The sequence below is a fragment of the Microbacterium sp. NPDC058062 genome, assembly GCF_042885375.1.
Taxonomy (GTDB): domain Bacteria; phylum Actinomycetota; class Actinomycetes; order Actinomycetales; family Microbacteriaceae; genus Microbacterium; species Microbacterium trichothecenolyticum_C.
Genome location: NZ_JBHVSC010000005.1, coordinates 234,005 through 251,715 on the forward strand (window position 1 = coordinate 234,005; position 17,711 = coordinate 251,715).

Sequence of the window (17,711 nt, forward strand, 5' to 3'; positions counted from 1 at the left end):
CCGCGGAGGCGACGGAAGGACGAAGCAGAGATGTCGCAGCCGCTCGACTCCGCACCCCTGACGGAAGCCCGGCTGACCGTCGCGCGTCCGTGGGCGATCCCCGTCGACGACGTGCTCGCGCATCTCGCTGCGGACGCGGCCGGCCTGCGCGCCGCTGACGCGGCGGAACGCCTCGAGATCGCGGGGCCCAACCGCCTCCCTGAGCCGGTGCGCAAGCCGGCGTGGCTGCGGTTCCTCGCGCACTTCAACGACACGTTGATCTACATCCTGCTGGGCGCCGCGGTCATCAAGGCACTCATGGGCGACTGGCTCGACTTCTGGGTGATCATGGTGGTCGCGATCATCAACGCGGTCATCGGGTACGTGCAGGAGGGTCGCGCCGAGAAGGCGCTCGCGGGCATCCGCGGCATGCTGTCTGCCGACGCCAGCGCGCGGCGCGACGGCGGCTGGGTCACCGTCCGCGCGGCGGACCTCGTGCCCGGCGACGTGGTGCGGCTGATGCCGGGCGACAAGGTGCCGGCTGACCTGCGACTGCTGCAGGCGCATCAGCTGCGCATCGACGAGGCCGCGCTCACGGGGGAGTCGGTGCCGTCGTCCAAGACGACGGATCCGGTCGCGGCCGACGCGGGCGTGGGCGACCGCGGATCGATGGCCTTCTCGGGAACGATCGTGAGCGCCGGTCAGGGCCGTGGGGTGGTCACCGCGACCGGTCCGACGACCGAGCTCGGCCGCATCCAGAGCCTCGCCGACGAGGCCGACGCGCTGGCCACGCCGCTCACCCGTCAGCTCGACAGCTTCGGCCGCGTGCTCACCGTCGTGATCCTCGGCATGGCGGCGGTCATGATGATGATCGGGCGGTTCCTCCACGGGATGCCCTATGACGAGCTGATCTCGGCGGCCATAGGCTTCGCGGTCGCGGCGATCCCCGAAGGCCTCCCCGCGCTCGTGACGATCACGCTCGCCATCGGCGTGCAGCAGATGGCCCGCCACAACGCCATCACGCGCAAGCTCCCCGCCGTCGAGGCGCTCGGCTCCGTCACCACCGTCTGCTCCGACAAGACGGGGACCCTCACCCGCAACGAGATGACGGTGCGCCACATCGTCACCCCGCTCGCGGACTATGACGTCACCGGCCTCGGCTACGCGCCCGAGGGCGAGATCATGACCGCGGACGGAGAACCGGATGCCGGGGGCCGCGGCGATCTCGCCGCGATCCTCGCGATCGCGACCCTGTGCAACGACGCGCACATCGTGCGCGCCGACGACGGCTCGTGGAGCCTCGTGGGCGAGCCCACCGAGGGTGCGCTCAAGGCCGTCGCGATCAAGGGCGGCGTCGGGAGCACCGGAGGGCGCCGGGTCGCCGTCATCCCGTTCGATTCCGCCAACAAGCTCATGGCGACGCTCAACGAGGGCGCGCGCTCGGGAGGCGAAGCGGGTGAGGTGTCGCGCGCGATCCTCGTGAAGGGCGCGCCCGACCGGCTCCTCGAACGCTCGCTCACGCAGCGCGGCGCGAACGGCTCCGAGCCGCTCGACCTGGTGCGTTGGGACGAGGCGGTCGCGAGGCTCAGCGGCCAGGGCCTGCGCGTCCTGGCGGCCGCACGCAAGCCGGTGCGTCCCACGACGGACGAGTTCGCGCTCGACGACCTGGTCGACCTCGAGTTCATCGGTCTGTGGGGCATCGTCGATCCGCCCCGGCCCGAGGCCGTCGAGGCGATCGCGGACTGCCACACCGCCGGCATCCGGGTGAAGATGATCACCGGCGACCACGCCGGCACCGCCCTCGCGATCGCGCACGAGATGGGCCTGGCGGGTGCGGACGCGGAGGTGCTCACCGGCGCGGAGCTCGAGGCGCTGAGCCAGGAGCAGCTGCGCGAGGTGGTGCGCGACGTCGACGTGTACGCGCGCACCAGTCCTGAGCACAAGATCCGCATCGTGCGCGCGCTGCAGTCGCACGGCGAGGTCGTGGCGATGACCGGTGACGGCGTCAACGACGCTCCCGCCCTCACGCGCGCCGACGTGGGCATCGCGATGGGCATCAAGGGCACGGAGGCCACGAAGGAGGCGGCCGAGTTCGTGCTCGCCGACGACAACTTCGCGACGATCCGCAGCGCCATCGCCGAGGGCCGGCGCATCTACGACAACCTGCGCAAGTCGATCGTGTTCCTCCTGCCCACGAACGGGGCGCAGTCCCTCGTGATCCTGGTCGCGGTCGTGTTCGGGCTCGCGCTGCCGCTGACCAGCGTGCAGGTGCTCTGGGTGAACATGGTCACCGCCGTGACGCTCTCGCTCGCCCTGGCGTACGAGCCGGCCGAGCGCGGCATCATGCGCCGTCCGCCCCGTGCGTCCGGCGGTCCGATCATCAACCGCGGCGAGCTCGGCTTCATCCTCATCGTGTCGCTGCTGATCGGCGGCGCCGCGATGGGCGTGTTCTACGGGGTGTACGCGGCGGGAGCGGATCTCGAGGTGGCGCGCACGGAGGCTGTCCTGATGCTCGCGTTCGGGCAGCTCGCGTTCCTCTTCAACTGCCGGTTCCTCACCCGTTCGAGCCTCACCCTCGACGTGCTGCGCGGCAACAGGGTGGTGTGGTGGTCGGCGCTCGCGCTGGTGGTGCTGCAGCTCATCTACACGTATGTGCCGTTCATGAACGTGCTGTTCGAGTCGCGGCCGCTGCCCGCGGCATCCTGGATCCTCCCGATCGTCGTGTCGATCGGCATCTTCCTCGCGGTGGAGGTGCTGAAGGCGGTGCTGCGTGCGCGGCGGGGCTCATCGGGCTCTGCTGCAGCGCTCAAAGGCGGCTCATAGGCGAGCTTGAAAGGATCCAATCCGACGCGGACATCGCGTCGACGCCACGAGCCCGACCCGAGCCAGGAGGACCGTCATGATCCGCACCGCACTCGCTTCCCGCCCCGTCCGCGCCGGCGCGGCCCTCACCGCCGTCGCCGGCATCGCCCTCCTCTCGGGCTGTGCCGCGACCGCCTCCGAGGCCGAAGAGCCCACCACGCCCGACACCGGATCGTCCTCGTCGACCGACACCGGCTCGACCGGGTCCGACACCGGTTCCGGCTCGTACGCCGATGGCACCTACACGGCGGACGGCTCGTACGCGACTCCCGAGTCCGTCGAGACGATCAGCGTGACGGTGACCCTCGAGGACGACGTCATCACCGCCGTCGAGGTGACCGGCGACCCGCAGAAGCGCGAGTCGGAGCAGTACCAGGGCCAGTTCATCGGCGGCATCGCCGACGTGGTGGTCGGGCAGGACATCGACGACCTCCAGGTCAGCCGTGTCGCCGGATCGTCGCTCACCAGCAACGGCTTCAACGAGGCCATCGAGGCGATCAAGTCCGAAGCGGCGAGCTAGCCCATGAGCACCGTGCCGGCGTCGTGGCGCTTCGACGCCATCGGCACGACATGGGAGATCGTCACCGAGCGTCCGCTGCCCGCGGCGGTGCGCGACGAGGTGACCGCGCGGATCGACGCGTTCGACCGGGCGTGGTCGCGGTTCCGCGACGACTCCGACGTCCGTGCGCTGGCCGGCGGCGCGGGATCCCTTCCTTCGCCCGAAGACGCCGCGCCCATGCTCGACGCCCTCGCCGCCGTGTCGGACGCGACCGGGGGAGCGGTGAACCCGCTCGTCGGAGACTCGCTCGACGCGCTCGGCTATGACGCGCACTACTCGTTCCATGACGCCGGACCGGTATCGGCGCCGGTCGACTGGCGCGAGCGGCTCACCTGGCGGGACGGTCGGCTCGCCCTCACCGAGCCCGCGACGGTCGATGTCGGCGCGCTCGGCAAGGGGCGTCTCGTCGACGTCGTGCTCGGCGTTCTGGTGCGCACCGAGTCCGGCGACCTCACCGTCGACGCCGGCGGCGACCTCGCCGTGCGAGGGCGGCCGCAGCGCATCGGGCTGGAGCATCCGTTCGATCCGCGGCGCGCGATCGGCGTGTGGGAGGTGACGGACGCCGCGCTCTGCGCGTCGGCGATCAACCGGCGCGCGTGGCCGTCGGCGACGGGCACCACCCTGCACCACGTGCTCGACGCGCGCACCGGGCAGCCGGTGCGGACATACGCGGCGACGTGGGCGGTGGCGGCCGACGCGATGACGGCCGACGCGATCGCGACCGCGCTGTTCTTCGACGGCGGCCCGCGCCTCGCGCACGAGTGGGGCGTGGAGTGGGTGCGCATGACCACCGACGGCCGCGTCGAGTGGTCGCCCGGCTGCCGCGCCGAGCTGTTCGTGCGAGCAGATAGCGTTTAAGGGTGACCGAGTCTTCCTCCGGACACGTCGTCGCGGTCTCCCGCGACGACGCGCATCGTTTCAGCAAGCCGACGCGCGAGAGCATCACCCTCATCGCCGGGATCGGCGTCGAGGGCGACTCCCACGCCGGCGTCACCGTGCAGCACCTCTCGCGCATCAAGCGGGACCCCACGACACCCAACCTCCGGCAGGTGCATCTCATCCACGCCGAGCTGTTCGACGACATGGGCGACCGGGGCCACGAAGTGACACCCGGCGCCCTCGGGGAGAACATCACGACCGCCGGCGTCGACCTGCTCGGGCTGTCGCGTGGCACGCGGCTCGAGCTCGGCGAGGACGCGGTGATCGAGATCACCGGGCTCCGCAACCCCTGCGCGCAGATCAACGGACTCTCGGAAGGCCTCATGAAGGAACTGGTCCACGTCGACGACACGGGCGCCACGGTGCGCCTGGCGGGCGTCATGTCGGTCGTGCTCGTGAGCGGCGTCGTCCGCGCGGGCGACAGCATCCGTGTCATCCCGCCTGCGGGTCGCTTCGAGCCCCTGCAGCCGGTGTGACCCGATGACGAACCTCACCGCTCTCTGGAACCGTCTCTTCGCGGTGCTCGGCCGCGTGTCGATGTACCGCCTCGTCTACCTGGCGCTCGCGGCGCTCGCCGTCGTCGCGCTGCTGCTGTCGTTCTTCGATCTCGTCGGCCCCGACCCGCTGCAGCTGATCGCGACGCTCGCCGTGCTGTCGGCCGTGTGCGTGGGGGTGGATGCTGCGGCCCAGCGCGTGCTGAACCTCCCGTGGCGTCTCGAATCATCGCTGATCACGGCGCACATCCTGCTGTTCGTGCTGCGTCCGACGTACGAGCTCGTTCCGCTCGTCGGGATCGCGATCGCCGCCGCCGTCGCGTCGCTGTCGAAGTACGTCCTCGCTTGGCGCGGCCGCCACATCTTCAATCCCGCGGCGGTCGGCGCCACGGTGCTCACGCTGCTGAGCCTGGCGTGGCCCGACCTGGGCGCGTCCTCGTGGTGGGTGGGCACGCCCGCCCTCGCGGCGCCCGTGATCCTGCTCGGCCTCGCCGTGCTCGTGCGCACCGAGAAGGTGCGCGTCATCCTCGTGTTCCTCGTGACCGCCGTGGCCGTCGCGGTCATCCGCACGTCGGTGCAGTACCAGGACGCGGGCCTCGAGATCGAGGTGCTCGACCTGCTGTGGCCCGTGCTGTGGTCGTCGCCGTTCCTCTTCCTCGGCGCGTTCATGCTGTCGGAGCCGCTGACGCTCCCGCCCCGGCGCTGGCAGCAGTTCGTCGTCGCCGGCGTCGTCGGCGTGCTCGCCGGGTGGCCGATCGCGATCGGCGACATCACGCTCGGGCAGGAGCGCGCGCTCCTGATCGGCAACCTGGTGGCCTTCGCGTTCGCCGTCCGCACGGCCGTGCGGCTCACGCTCGTCGCCCGCGCCGAACCGACCCCCTCGGTCCAGGAGCTCACGTTCCGCGTGCACGACCGGCTCGCGTTCCTGCCCGGCCAATACCTCGAGCTCGAGGTGCCGCACCGCCACCCCGACGCGCGCGGCACCCGCCGGGAGTTCAGCATCGCGTCGGCGCCCGCCGACCTGCCGTTCGTGAAGGTCGCCTTCAAGGAGGGCAAGACCACGAAGCCGCTGAGCTCCTACAAGAAGGCGCTCGCGCTGGTGGAGCCGGGCGACGAGCTCGCGATCACCGGCGTCTGGGGCGACTTCCTGCTCCCCAAGCGCGATGCCGCGCCGATCCTGATGGTCGCGGCGGGCATCGGCGTGACGCCGTTCGTGTCGCAGCTCGGCCAGGGAACCGCGAAGGGCGTGGACCGCGACGTGGTTCTGGTCTACGTCGCGTCGGATTCCTCGGAGCTGGCCTACCGCGACGAGATCGAGGCATCCGGAGCCCGCGTCGTGGTGTTCACGCGCGACCGGCCCGCCGACCTCCCGGCCCACTGGATGTGGGCGCAGGGGGTCCGCCTGGACGCCGAGGGCCTCGTGCGCGTGGTCCCCGACATCGCATCGCGCCACGCGTACATCTCAGGCCCTGCGGGCCTGATCGCCGAGCTCGCCCCCGCGCTCGAGAAGGCCCGCTCGATCACGACCGACGCCTTCAGCGGCTACTGACCCGCGGTCCACGCCCGCTTCCGGCGCCCGCCGTCTCGGCCTGCCGCCTCGGCCCGGCGCCTCGGCCTGCCGCCTCGGCCTGCCGCCTCGGCCCGACGCCCCGTGCCGACGCCTCGTGCCGGCGAGGGTGCAGCTGGTGGACGAGAGGGTGGTTGGTTCCCTACCTCTCGGCGATCAGCTGCACTCTCGCGGAAACGGGAGGTGCCGCCGGGACGACCGGGCAGGGGTCAGGACGCTACGGGGTCGGCGGGGCGGGCCGGCAAGCGGACCTCGAAGGTCGTGTCGCCGGGCTTGCTGGCGACACGGATGCTGCCGCCGTGGGCGTCCACGATGGCCCGGGCGATCGACAGGCCGAGGCCGGTGCCGCCGGTCTGGCGGGCACGGGAGCGGTCGGCGCGCGAGAAGCGCTCGAACAGCTCGTCCTTGAGGGACGGATCGATGCCGGGGCCGTCGTCGTGCACGCGGAGGATCGCGTCCTTGCCGTTGCGGGAGACGCTCACGGTCACTGTCGTGCCGGCCGGCGTGTGGGTGCGGGCGTTGGCGAGCAGGTTCGCGGCGACCTGGTGCAGGCGCCCGGTGTCGCCGGCGATGAGCACCGGCTCGTCGCCGACGTCGAGCACCCACTCATGGTCGGGTCCGGTCGGGGTGACATCGCCGACGGCGTCGATCGCGAGGCGTGTCAGGTCGACGGTGCCGTACACAAGCTCCTGGCCCTCGTCGAGCCGCGCGAGCAGCAGCAGGTCCTCGACGAGCGAGGTCATGCGCAGCGACTGCGCCTGGATGCGCTCGAGCGACGCCTCGGTCGTCTCGAGGGCCGTGCTCTGACCGCGGCTGAGCGCGGTGAGGGACAGTTCGGAGTAGCCGCGGATCGACGCCAGCGGTGTGCGCAACTCGTGGCTGGCGTCGGCGACGAAGCTGCGCATGCGCTCCTCGTTGCGCTGGCGCGCGGTGAGCGACTCGTCGACGTGGTCGAGCAGGGTGTTGAGGGCCGCGCCCACGCGGCCGACCTCGGTGCGCGGGTCGGACTCGCGCACGGGGACGCGCTCGGCGATCGAGACCTCGCCCTGGTCGAGCTGCAGCACCGACACGCGTGCCGCGGTGTCGGCGACGGCGCGCAGCGGTGCGAGCCCGCGGCGGATCGTCCACGAGGTCGCGACGGCGAGCAGCAGCAGGCCGCCCGCGGTGAGGAGTCCGATCGTGATCAGCATGCGCGTGAGGGTCTCGGTGATCCCGGCACGCGACAGGCCGACGATGATGGTCGTGCCGCCGAAGGACACGCCTTCGATGCGGTACGTGCCGAGGTCGTCGATCGTGGCGACGAACTGCCCGCGCTGGTTCTGGATGCTCTTGCTGATCTCGGCGATCTGCTCGTCGGTGAGGGCGACGATGTCGCCGTTCGCGTCGACGACGGCTGCCGTCGGTGCGTCCGGGAGCGACTCGACGGCCAGGAAGTAGCCGGACTGGCGCGGTTGCTGCTCGAGGATCTGCTCCGCCGTCAGTCCTCCCGCGACGGGACCCCGCAGATACTCGACGCTCTGACGCTCGGCCTTCACCTCGGCGTCGAGCTGCTGCTCCAGCACCTGCCCCAGGATCGCGCTCGTCGCGACCGCGACGAGCACCAGGATGAACGACGTGATGCCGACCACGGTGACGATCAGCTTGCGCTGCAGGGTCCAGGGTGCGCGGCGGGGGAGGGTGTCTTCGGTGTCCTGCGCGGGAGGAGTGGATGCCTCGGCCTGCGCGCCCGCGTCGGTCGAGGCTGGGCCCACGCGCCCGGAGGCTCCACCCGGCGCGCCAGCGCCGCGTGGAGGGGGCGTGGGGACCGTCGTCCCCGTCGTGGTGGGGTCGGGAGTCTTCTGGTCCGTCACTGCGGCGCCTTGATCATGTAGCCGACGCCGCGCACCGTGTGGATGAGGGGTTCGAGTCCCGCGTCGATCTTCTTGCGCAGGTACGAGATGTAGAGCTCGACGACGCTCGAGCGGCCGCCGAAGTCGTAGTTCCAGACGCGGTCGAGGATCTGCGCCTTCGACACGACGCGGCGCTGGTTGCGCATGAGGTAGCGGAGCAGCTCGAACTCCGTCGCGGTGAGCTCGATCTCGGTGCCGGCGCGCTCGACCTCGTGGCTGTCCTCGTTGAGGGTGAGGTCGCCGACGCGGAGGATCGGCTCGGCGCCTGCGGCGTGCGCGGTGCCGGCGCGGCGCATGAGCCCGCGCAGGCGCGCGACGACCTCTTCGAGGCTGAACGGCTTGGTGACGTAGTCGTCGCCGCCCGCGGTGAGCCCGGCGACGCGGTCGCTGACGGCGTCCTTCGCGGTGAGGAACAGCACCGGCACGTCGTCGCCCGCCTGACGCAGCCGCTGCAGCACGGACATGCCGTCGAGGTCGGGCATCATGACGTCGAGCACCATCGCGTCGGGCTCGAAGTCCCGCGCGGACTGCAGCGCCTCGAAGCCGGAGCCCGCGGTGCGGACCTCCCATCCCTCCATGCGCAGCGCCATCGACAGCAGGTCGGTGAGCATCTGCTCGTCGTCGACCACGAGGACGCGGAGGTTCGAGCCGTCGGGACGCAGCAGGGCGGGTGCGGGGTTGGTCATGCGTCCATTGTGCGGGCCTTCCTATGCGATTCCTATGGAGCCCGCTATGCGCCGGCTGTGAAATCCGCGACGGTGCGGACGAAGGACGGATGCCGCGTTCCATAACTCCCTCATAGCTCCCACTGACGGCGCGCATCACGCCGCTTCGTAGCGTCACGTCGACGGCCGGCATTCCGCCCGCCAAGAGGAGACCCATGTACTTCACCTATCTGCGGCGGGAGCTGGCCGGCCGCAAGAAGCAGACGATCATCGTGGCCGCCGGCCTCGCGATCGCGATCGCCCTCGTGATGATCGTGAACTCGCTCGCCGCGGGCGTGAGCGCCGCGCAGGCGGAGGCGCTCGAGTCCGTGTACGGGGTCGGCACCGACCTCACCGTGACCGGTGCACAGGCGGAGCCGGGCCAGGGCGGTGCCCGGTTCGACTTCGGCGAGGACGGCGGCTCGACCACCGACGACGGCACCACCGAGCTCAGCCAGTCGCGGCTCGTGACCGAGCCGATGCGGTCGACGCTCGACGCGTCGACGCTCGACACCGTGACGGGCGTCGAGGGCGTGTCCGCGGCATCCGCAGCCCTCAGCCTCACCAACATGACGTTCTCCGGGGAGCTGCCGCAGCGTCCCGATGACTCGACGGACTCCGGCACGGGCACCCAGGGCCAGCCCCCGCAGCAGGGCGAGGGCGGGGGCGGCGGCTTCGGCGGCGGCTCGTTCGGCGTCGACTCGTTCACGGTGCTCGGCATCGACCCGTCGGCGGACGCCGTGGGCCCGCTCTCGGCGGTCGAGGTCTCGGACGGCCGCGGCCTCGAGTCGTCCGACGAGGGCGCGTACGTCGCCGTGCTCGACGCGACCTACGCCTCGACGGCGGACCTCGCGGTCGGCGGCACGATCGACGTCGGCGGGCAGGAGTTCGAGATCGTCGGAATCGTCGCCTCGACCTCGGACGAGGCCGACACCGCCTCCAACGTGTACATCCCGCTGGGCGTCGCGCAGGAGCTCTCGGGCGCCGGTGACGTCGTGTCCACCGTGTATGTGCAGGCCGAGTCCTCCGACGCGATCGCGTCGGTGCAGACGGCGCTCCAGGAGGAGCTTCCCGACGCCACCGTCAGCTCGCAGGCCGACCTCGCCTCCACCGTGTCGGGCTCGCTCTCGAGCGCTTCGACCCTCATCACGAACCTCGGCACGTGGCTCTCGCTGATCGTGCTCGCCGTCGCGCTGGTGCTCGCCGTGCTCTTCACGATCTCGGGCGTCTCGCGCCGCACACGCGAGTTCGGCACGCTCAAGGCCATCGGCTGGTCGAACGGCCGCGTGGTCGGGCAGGTCGCGGGGGAGTCCGTCGTCCAGGGTGCGATCGGCGGTGTGGTCGGCCTCGTCATCGGCTTCGCCGGGATCGTCGCGATCAACCTCATCTCGCCCACCATCTCCACGGCGCCCGCGGCGCAGAGCTTCGGCCCCGATGGCGGTCAGACAGGCCCGATGGGCGGTGGCGGCGGTGCGTTCGGCAACGCCATGCAGTCCGCGGGAACCGACATCGTCCTGTCGGCGCCGATCACCCTGTGGGTCGTCGTCGCGGCGGTCGGCATCGCGGTGCTCGGCGGCCTGGTCGCCGGCGCCTTCGGCGGCTGGCGCGCAGCCCGGCTCAGCCCCGCCGAAGCCCTGCGATCGGTGGGCTGAGGCATTCCATGTCCGACACCATCCCCACCGCACCTGAACCCACCTCACCGACGGGAGAGCACGTCATGACCATGATCGACACCGAGCCGGCTGCGGCCCCGGATGCTGCGCCCCAGGCGCAGTACCGCCTCGAGGGCGTCACCCGCACCTACACGCAGAAAGGCCGGGTCGTGAAGGCGCTCGCGGGCGTCGACCTCACCATCGACGCGGGCGACTTCGTCACGATCCAAGGACCGACCGGGGGCGGCAAGTCGACGCTGCTGCAGCTGCTCGGCGCGCTCGACCGCCCGACCACCGGCTCGGTGCACCTGGGCGAGATCGACATCGCCACCGCGAACAACCGCGAGCTCGGCCGCATCCGCGCGCACGAGATCGGCTTCGTGTTCCAGGGGTTCAACCTCATCCCCACCCTCACCGCGCACGAGAACGTCGACATGGCGCTCGAGCCGCTGGGGCTGTCGAAGGACGAGCGCACCGCCCGGGTCACCGAGGCGCTCACGCACGTCGGCCTCGCCGAGCGTGCCGACCACCGCCCCGGCGAGCTGTCGGGCGGTCAGCAGCAGCGCGTCGCCATCGCCCGGGCGATCGTCAAGCGGCCGCGCGTGCTCCTCGCCGACGAGCCGACGGGCAACCTCGACGAGAGCATGCGCGACGAGATCCTCGCGGTGCTCCAGTCGCTCAACGACGAGGGGCTCACCCTCATCGTCGTGACGCACGATTCGGCCGTCGCGCGTCGCGCCCGGCGCCGTCTGCGCCTCGACAAGGGCACGGTGCGCGACATCACGCGCTGATCAGGGCGGGGTCGGGGGTCATCCGGCCGAGCGGACGAAGGCCGCGATGCGATCGAAGAGCGCGTCGCGGCCTTCGTCGATCTGCTGCGCCTCGGGGTTCGCGTCGTAGTACGCGAGGATGCGCCGCGCACCCTCGTCGAAGGTGATCGTGGTGCGGAACTCGGGGACGAGCTGCTGAACCTTCGACACGTCGAAGACCATCGAATGCGCCTTGTCGCCGATGAGGGTCGGCCCGAGTTCGGGCTCGAAGGCGGCGATCGTGTCGGAGGCGACGTGCACGAGGTCGGGGGAGGCCACACCCGCGGCATCCGCCAGCCACCCGTAGATCTGGTTCCAGCTCGGCGCGTGCGTGCCGGTGATCGTGAACGCCTCGCCGATCGCGGCGGGGTTGCCGAGCAGGCCCGTGAACGCGACCGCGAAGTCGTCGCTGTGCGTGAGCGTCCACAGGCTGGTGCCGTCGCCGTGCACGATGACCGGGCGCCCCTCGCGCATGCGGGCGATGTCGGTCCAGTGGCCGAGGGTCGGCAGCAGCCGCTCGTCGTAGGTGTGGGACGGGCGGATGATCGTGACGGGCAGACCGCGCTCGCGGTGGGCGGCGACCAGCACGTCTTCGCACGCGATCTTGTCGCGCGAGTACTGCCAGTACGGGTTGCGCAGCGGCGTCGACTCGGTCACCGGCAGCCGGCGCGGCGGCTTCTCGTACGCGGAGGCGGAGCTGATGAACACGTACTGGCCGGTGCGTCCCTCGAACAGGTCGAGGTCGGTCGCGATGTGCTCGGGTGAGAACGCCAGGAACTCGGCGACCACGTCGAAACGACGATCGCCGATCGCGGCGCGGACGGCCGCGGCATCGCGGATGTCGGCCTCGATGAGCTCGACCTCCGGCGGGAGGGGCCGCCGGGCGCCGCCGCGGTTCAGGACCGCGACGTCGTGCCCGAGGGCGACGGAGCGGCGCACGCACGCCGCGCTGATGGTTCCGGTGCCGCCGATGTAGAGGATGCTCGTCACCTTCGCGAGCCTACGCCGGTCCGGCCACAGGCCACGGCCGCGGGGGACTCCGGCGAGTGAACCCTGGTCGATGTCGGCGCCGACCCCTAGCCTGGCCGTCATGAGCAACGACGACCTCAGCACCGGCTCCGTCGGCACCGTCATCCGTCCGGGCGATTCCGAATGGGAATCCGCCCGCCGCTTCCACTCCGGCATCGGCTCGCCCGCCGCCGTCATCCGCGCCGCCGCCGTCGACGACGTGCGCGGCGCCCTCCGCTACGCCTCGGCGGAGCGGCTCGACATCATGATCCGCGGCGGCGGTCACAGCGCCTGGGGCGGGGTGCCCGGTGGCCTCACCCTCGACATCTCGGCGCTCGACGACATCGAGGTCGACGGCACCCGCGTCCGCGTCGGCGGCGGAGCGCAGTGGGGCGCCGTCGCGCACGCGCTCGCCGAGCGCGGGCTGGGCATCAGTTCGGGCGACACCGCATCGGTCGGCGTCGGCGGGCTCACGCTCGGCGGCGGCATCGGCTGGATGGTGCGCGCGTGGGGGCTCGCGTCGGACCAGCTCGTCGGCGCGCAGCTCGTGACCGCCCGCGGTGACGTGGTGGAGGCGACGGATGACTCGCATCCCGAGCTGCTGTGGGCCCTCCGGGGCGGCGGCGGCAACTTCGGTGTCGTCACCCGGTTCGACTTCGAGGCTCATCCGCTCGACGGCGTGGTGCACGCGGTCTACGGCATCGAGGGCGACGCCCGGCCGGTCATCCGCGCGCTGCGCGATCTGATGACCGAAGCCCCGCGCGACCTCACCGTCACGTACATGGATGTGCCCGCAATGGACCCGAATGCGCCCGCAGGCGCCTCCATCACCGCAGTGTGGATCGGCACCGACGAAGAGGCCGCGCGTCGTGCGCTGGCGCCGCTCACGCGCGCGCCGGGCGTGACCGAGCGCGAGCTCGGGGTGCAGGAGTATCCCGACGTCCTCCTCGAGGCGCCCGAGTTCGACCCCGAGCAGCCGATGCCCGGCTTCGTCGGCGGCAACACCCTGCTGCCGGTGCTCGACGACGACGCGATCGAGCAGCTCGTGTCGTTCCGCGAGCGGCACCCCGCATCCGTCGCGTTCCTGCGCTCGCTGGGCGGGGCGTACGGCGACGTCTCGCAGGACGACTCGGCGTTCCCCGCTCGGGACGCGACCTGGTTCGCGATGGCCGGTGCGTTCGACGTGCCGGGCATGCTCGACGACGCGACCCGCGCGCAGGTCATCGAGGAGTGGGACGCGATCGAGGCGAAGGGGTCGGGCGTGTACGGCAACTTCACCGTCTCGACCGACGCCACGTTCGCCGAGCGGATGTACCCGCCGGCGACCATGGCGCGCCTTGCCGCGGTCAAGCGCGGGTGGGACCCGGGCAACGTGTTCTGTCGCAACCACAACGTCAAGCCCGGCCCGAACGGCCACGCCGGCTGACCCGTCAGCCCGCCCGGTGGGACCGGCGCAGGCTGAGACGCCGAGGGCGGATCCCCGTGTGGGGATCCGCCCTCGGACGTTCGCTCGAGGCGTCAGTGGGTGTCTTCGGCTTCGATCTCGGTGCGGTCGCCCGACCACAGCGTGTGGAAGGTGCCGTCCTTGTCGATGCGCTTGTAGGTGTGGGCGCCGAAGAAGTCGCGCTGGCCCTGGATGAGGGCGGCGGGCAGGCGCTCGGCGCGCAGGCCGTCGTAGTACGACAGCGACGACGAGAACGCGGGGGCAGGGATGCCGGCGCCCGCGGCGGCCGACACGATCCGGCGCCACGCGCCCTGGGCGCGGCCGAGGGCCTCGACGAAGTACGGCGCGGTGAGCAGCACGGGCAGCTCGGGCTGGGCGTCGTAGGCGTCGGCGATGCGGTTGAGGAACTGGGCGCGGATGATGCAGCCGGCGCGCCAGATCTTCGACACGGCGCCGAGGTCGATGGTCCAGTCGTACTCGGCGGCGCCGGCGCGGATCTCGTCGAAGCCCTGCGAGTACGCGACGATCTTCGACGCGTACAGGGCGAGGCGCACGTCCTCGATGAACGCGTCGGCGTCGTCGACGGTGAGGCCCTCCTCAGGGCCGGGCAGGCCGGTGGAGACCTCGCGCTGCTCGGGGTGCGACGACAGCGAGCGGGCGAAGGTGGCCTCGGCGATGCCCGACACGGGCACGCCGAGCGACAGCGCGGTCTGCACGGTCCAGGCGCCGGTGCCCTTGGCGCCGGCCTGGTCGAGGATGACGTCCACGAGTGGCTGGCCGGTGGCGGCGTCGACCTGGCGGAGCACCTCGGCGGTGATCTCGATGAGGTACGACTCGAGTTCGCCGCCGTTCCACTCGGCGAAGACCTCGGCGATCTCGGCGGGGCTCTTGCCGGTGCCGCGGCGGATCAGGTCGTACGCCTCGGCGATGAGCTGCATGTCGGCGTACTCGATGCCGTTGTGCACCATCTTCACGAAGTGGCCGGCGCCGTCGTGGCCCACGTGCGTGACGCAGGGCTCGCCCTCGGCGACCGCGGCGATGGACTTGAGGATCGGGCCGAGGGTCACCCACGACTCGTCCGAGCCGCCGGGCATGATCGAGGGGCCGTTGAGCGCGCCCTCCTCGCCGCCGGAGATGCCGGCGCCGACGAAGTTGATGCCCGTCTCGCGGACGGCCTTCTCACGGCGGATGGTGTCGGTGAAGAGGGCGTTGCCGCCGTCGACGATGATGTCGCCCGGCTCGAACACCTCGACCAGCGAGTCGATGACCGCGTCGGTCGGGCGGCCGGCCTTGACCATGATGATCGCGGCGCGCGGCTTCTGCAGCGACGCGGCGAACTCCTCGTACGAGAACGCGGGCACGAACTCGGCCTCGGGGTGAGCCGTGGTCAGCTCGTCGGTCTTGGACCGGCTCCGGTTGTACACCGCGACCGTGTTGCCCTCGCGGCTGGCGAGGTTGCGGGCGAGGTTCGACCCCATCACCGCAAGACCCACCACGCCGATGTTCGCCGTCGCGGCGGCGACGGCCTCGGGGCCCTCCGCCTCGGGAGTGGGACGCTCGACGTCCTCGGGTGCCGGCGCAGCCTCGTGCGCCTGCGTCGCCTCGTCAGGCGCCTGGTCCTGATCCGTCGAGATGTTGGTCTGGCTCGGGTTGGCGGTCGCTGAAGGATTGTCGGAAGACACACGCACTCCTGGGGTTAAGTCGTCTTTTCAGCCTAAAGTCTGGCGCGTCCGTGTTACACGGCATGGCCGAGTGCTCACGCGGCGGCGAGGCCGGTTGTGAGCGGGTCCGGGTGTGGCTGCTCGCGGCTGACGTGACGAGCCTAGCCCGGGAGTGTTGTCGGTCACCGCCGGAGCGTCATGAACCCTCGAGTCGGAGCGCCGACGCGACGAGCGCGGCCTGGTCCTCGGGGGTGAGCGCGATGTCGACGTCGATCGCCTGCTCGTCGGGCCCCGGCGCCTCGAGCGTCGCGAACTGGGAGTCGAGCAGTGCCGGGGGCATGAAGTGCCCCTGTCGCCGCATCATGCGGTCGCGCACCACCGCCGCATCTCCCGTGAAGTTCACGAATGTGACGTTGTCGCGGCGGAGGATGTCGCGATAGCTGCGCTTGAGCGCCGAGCAGGTGATGATCCCGGGTTCACCGGCCGCGCGGCGCTCGTCGATCCATGCGGCGACGAGCTCGAGCCACGGGATCCGGTCCGCGTCGGTCAGAGCGTGACCGCGCCGCATCTTCTCGACGTTGGCGGCCGGATGGAGGTCGTCGCCCTCCTGGAACGGCCATCCCAGCCTGCCGGACAGCATGGCCCCCACGGTGGACTTGCCGGTGCCGGACGGACCCATCAGAACGAGGATCGGCGGGGTCGACAGCATCCGAGTTCTCCCTTCCGTGCTCATACGAACACGCTGACGGCGAGGACGCCGAGCAGACCGACGACCGAGATGAGGCACTCGAGAACCGTCCAGCTCTTGAGCGTCTGCGGGATGCTGAGACCGAAGTACTCCTTGATGAGCCAGAAGCCCGCGTCGTTGACGTGCGAGAGGAAGACCGATCCCGAGCCGATCGCGAGCACGAGGAGCGCCGACATCGCCGGGTCGAGACCCACGGTGAGCGGCTGGAGGATGCCGGCCGCAGTGATCGTGGCGACCGTGGCGGATCCGGTCGCGACGCGGATGACGGCGGCCACGAGCCAGGCGAGGAACAGGATCGACAGACCCGACTCGGCGATGAGGTTCGCGATGACGTCGCCGATGCCGGTGTCGACCAGCACCTGCTTGAATCCGCCGCCGGCGCCGACGATGAGCAGGATGCCGGCGATCGGACCCAGTGACGAGCCCACCGACTTCGCGATCTCGGCGCGGCCGAATCCGGCTCCGCCGCCGAGCACGAAGAAGCCGACGATGACGGCGATGAGGAGCGCGATCGCGGGCGTGCCGAGGAAGTCGATGACCGCCTTGGCGGGGGCGGTCGAACCGGGCGCGACGATGTCGGCGATCGCGCGGGCGAGCATGAGCACGACGGGCAGCAGGATGCTGGCGAGCGTGGCGGCGAACGAGGGCCGACGCGTCTGCTGCTCGCCCTCGTCCTCGGCGGTGACGAACAGATCGGGCACGGGAACGCGTACCCAGCGAGCGGCGAGACCCGAGAACAGCGGGCCGGCCACGATCACCGCGGGGATGGCAATCAGCACGCCCAGGGCGAGGGTGAGGCCGAGGTTGGCGCCGAGGATGTCGATCGCGGCGAGCGGGCCGGGATGCGGCGGCACGAGGCCGTGCATGGCGGACAGGCCCGCGAGCGCCGGGATCGCGATCTTCATGAGCGGCAGACCCGAACGGCGCGCGACCAGGATGATGACCGGGACGAGCAGGACGAGTCCGACCTCGAAGAACATCGGCAGGCCGATGATGGCGCCGATGAAGCCCATGATCCAGGGGAGGCTCCGGGGTGTGGCGCGGGCGACGAGGGTGTCGACGATGCGGTCGGCACCGCCGGAGTCGGCCAGCAGCTTGCCGTAGATGGCGCCGAGGGCGATGAGGATGCCGACGCCGCCCATCGTCGCGCCGAAGCCCGTGGTGAAGCTGACGATCGTCTTGCCGGGTTCGAACCCGGCGATGATCCCGGTGGCGATGGCGCCCATCATCAGGGCGAGGAAGGGGTGAACCTTCAGCCAGGTGATCAGCACCACGATGATCGCGATGCCGATGACGGCGGCCGTGAGCAGCTGCCACGGCGGGCCGACGGGGGTCACTTCGGCCGCGGCGGCCGGCAGGGAGAGAAGTCCGGAGAGATCCATGAGCGTCCTTGATC

14 protein-coding genes are annotated in these 17,711 nt (G+C 71.3%); 8 read left to right on the top strand and 6 right to left on the bottom strand.

All coding sequences use genetic code 11. The annotated features are described in order from the left end of the window. The first annotated feature begins 30 nt into the window (after positions 1-30). From ACFVSU_RS17495 to ACFVSU_RS17515, 5 genes are all read left to right on the top strand, one after another. Entirely contained in the window at positions 31-2,802 is a 2,772-nt protein-coding gene (locus ACFVSU_RS17495; RefSeq protein WP_387145819.1) for an HAD-IC family P-type ATPase, read from the top strand. Positions 2,803-2,878: 76 nt separating this feature from the next. Then, the gene (locus ACFVSU_RS17500) at positions 2,879-3,361 is read left to right on the top strand and encodes an FMN-binding protein (protein WP_387145822.1); all 483 of its coding nucleotides are present in this window, start codon (positions 2,879-2,881) and stop codon (positions 3,359-3,361) included. A 3-nt stretch (positions 3,362-3,364) separates the two neighbouring features. Next, positions 3,365-4,258 (top strand): FAD:protein FMN transferase, encoded by an 894-nt coding sequence (locus ACFVSU_RS17505; protein WP_387145825.1) that lies wholly within the window; start codon positions 3,365-3,367, stop codon positions 4,256-4,258. A 2-nt stretch (positions 4,259-4,260) separates the two neighbouring features. Beyond that, positions 4,261-4,815 carry an MOSC domain-containing protein gene (locus ACFVSU_RS17510; RefSeq protein WP_387145828.1) on the top strand — a complete coding sequence of 185 codons (555 nt, stop codon included), beginning with the start codon at positions 4,261-4,263 and terminating at the stop codon, positions 4,813-4,815. 4 nt (positions 4,816-4,819) lie between these two features. Further along, a complete protein-coding gene (locus tag ACFVSU_RS17515; protein WP_387145830.1) occupies positions 4,820-6,382 on the top strand; it encodes an FAD-dependent oxidoreductase in 1,563 nt (520 codons plus the stop codon). Between the two features lie 227 nt (positions 6,383-6,609). Here ACFVSU_RS17515 and ACFVSU_RS17520 read toward each other — a convergent pair whose 3' ends face one another. After that, complete coding sequence (locus tag ACFVSU_RS17520; RefSeq protein WP_387145833.1) at positions 6,610-8,250, bottom strand: sensor histidine kinase; 1,641 nt, start codon at positions 8,248-8,250, stop codon at positions 6,610-6,612. Further along, complete coding sequence (locus tag ACFVSU_RS17525; RefSeq protein WP_387145837.1) at positions 8,247-8,975, bottom strand: response regulator transcription factor; 729 nt, start codon at positions 8,973-8,975, stop codon at positions 8,247-8,249. Before ACFVSU_RS17525 ends, ACFVSU_RS17520 begins: the two co-directional genes overlap by 4 nt. Before the next feature lie 194 nt (positions 8,976-9,169). Here ACFVSU_RS17525 and ACFVSU_RS17530 point away from each other — a divergent pair, with 194 nt between their 5' ends. Together ACFVSU_RS17530 and ACFVSU_RS17535 are read left to right on the top strand one after the other, a co-directional pair. After that, positions 9,170-10,645 carry an ABC transporter permease gene (locus ACFVSU_RS17530; RefSeq protein ID WP_387145840.1) on the top strand — a complete coding sequence of 492 codons (1,476 nt, stop codon included), beginning with the start codon at positions 9,170-9,172 and terminating at the stop codon, positions 10,643-10,645. Positions 10,646-10,710: 65 nt separating this feature from the next. Next, the gene (locus tag ACFVSU_RS17535; protein WP_387146160.1) at positions 10,711-11,436 is read left to right on the top strand and encodes an ABC transporter ATP-binding protein; all 726 of its coding nucleotides are present in this window, start codon (positions 10,711-10,713) and stop codon (positions 11,434-11,436) included. 18 nt (positions 11,437-11,454) lie between these two features. On the opposite strand, the gene ACFVSU_RS17540 is transcribed toward ACFVSU_RS17535, so the two are convergent. Continuing rightward, on the bottom strand, positions 11,455-12,444 hold the full coding sequence (locus ACFVSU_RS17540) for an SDR family oxidoreductase (protein WP_387145843.1): 990 nt from the start codon (positions 12,442-12,444) through the stop codon (positions 11,455-11,457). 100 nt (positions 12,445-12,544) lie between these two features. Here ACFVSU_RS17540 and ACFVSU_RS17545 point away from each other — a divergent pair, with 100 nt between their 5' ends. Continuing rightward, entirely contained in the window at positions 12,545-13,888 is a 1,344-nt protein-coding gene (locus ACFVSU_RS17545) for an FAD-binding oxidoreductase (protein ID WP_387145846.1), read from the top strand. 92 nt (positions 13,889-13,980) lie between these two features. Here ACFVSU_RS17545 and gndA read toward each other — a convergent pair whose 3' ends face one another. The 3 genes from gndA to ACFVSU_RS17560 all read right to left on the bottom strand — a co-directional run bounded on the left by gndA (position 13,981) and on the right by ACFVSU_RS17560 (position 17,697). Then, positions 13,981-15,408 carry an NADP-dependent phosphogluconate dehydrogenase gene (gndA, locus tag ACFVSU_RS17550; RefSeq protein ID WP_387146163.1) on the bottom strand — a complete coding sequence of 476 codons (1,428 nt, stop codon included), beginning with the start codon at positions 15,406-15,408 and terminating at the stop codon, positions 13,981-13,983. Between the two features lie 355 nt (positions 15,409-15,763). Then, on the bottom strand, positions 15,764-16,276 hold the full coding sequence (locus tag ACFVSU_RS17555; RefSeq protein WP_387145849.1) for a gluconokinase: 513 nt from the start codon (positions 16,274-16,276) through the stop codon (positions 15,764-15,766). A gap of 20 nt (positions 16,277-16,296) precedes the next feature. Further along, positions 16,297-17,697, bottom strand: a complete 1,401-nt coding sequence (locus ACFVSU_RS17560) for a GntP family permease (RefSeq protein WP_387145851.1) — start codon at positions 17,695-17,697, stop codon at positions 16,297-16,299. Positions 17,698-17,711 lie beyond the last annotated feature (14 nt).

Bases quoted from the DNA above. Each gene is read 5' to 3' on its own strand.
- ACFVSU_RS17495 (WP_387145819.1), top strand. From the start codon at position 31: ATGTCGCAGCCGCTCGACTCCGCACCCCTGACGGAAGCCCGGCTGACC.
- ACFVSU_RS17500 (WP_387145822.1), top strand. From the start codon at position 2,879: ATGATCCGCACCGCACTCGCTTCCCGCCCCGTCCGCGCCGGCGCGGCC.
- ACFVSU_RS17505 (WP_387145825.1), top strand. From the start codon at position 3,365: ATGAGCACCGTGCCGGCGTCGTGGCGCTTCGACGCCATCGGCACGACA.
- ACFVSU_RS17515 (WP_387145830.1), top strand. From the start codon at position 4,820: ATGACGAACCTCACCGCTCTCTGGAACCGTCTCTTCGCGGTGCTCGGC.
- ACFVSU_RS17525 (WP_387145837.1), bottom strand. From the start codon at position 8,975: ATGACCAACCCCGCACCCGCCCTGCTGCGTCCCGACGGCTCGAACCTC.
- ACFVSU_RS17530 (WP_387145840.1), top strand. From the start codon at position 9,170: ATGTACTTCACCTATCTGCGGCGGGAGCTGGCCGGCCGCAAGAAGCAG.
- ACFVSU_RS17535 (WP_387146160.1), top strand. From the start codon at position 10,711: ATGACCATGATCGACACCGAGCCGGCTGCGGCCCCGGATGCTGCGCCC.
- ACFVSU_RS17545 (WP_387145846.1), top strand. From the start codon at position 12,545: ATGAGCAACGACGACCTCAGCACCGGCTCCGTCGGCACCGTCATCCGT.
- ACFVSU_RS17555 (WP_387145849.1), bottom strand. From the start codon at position 16,276: ATGCTGTCGACCCCGCCGATCCTCGTTCTGATGGGTCCGTCCGGCACC.
- ACFVSU_RS17560 (WP_387145851.1), bottom strand. From the start codon at position 17,697: ATGGATCTCTCCGGACTTCTCTCCCTGCCGGCCGCCGCGGCCGAAGTG.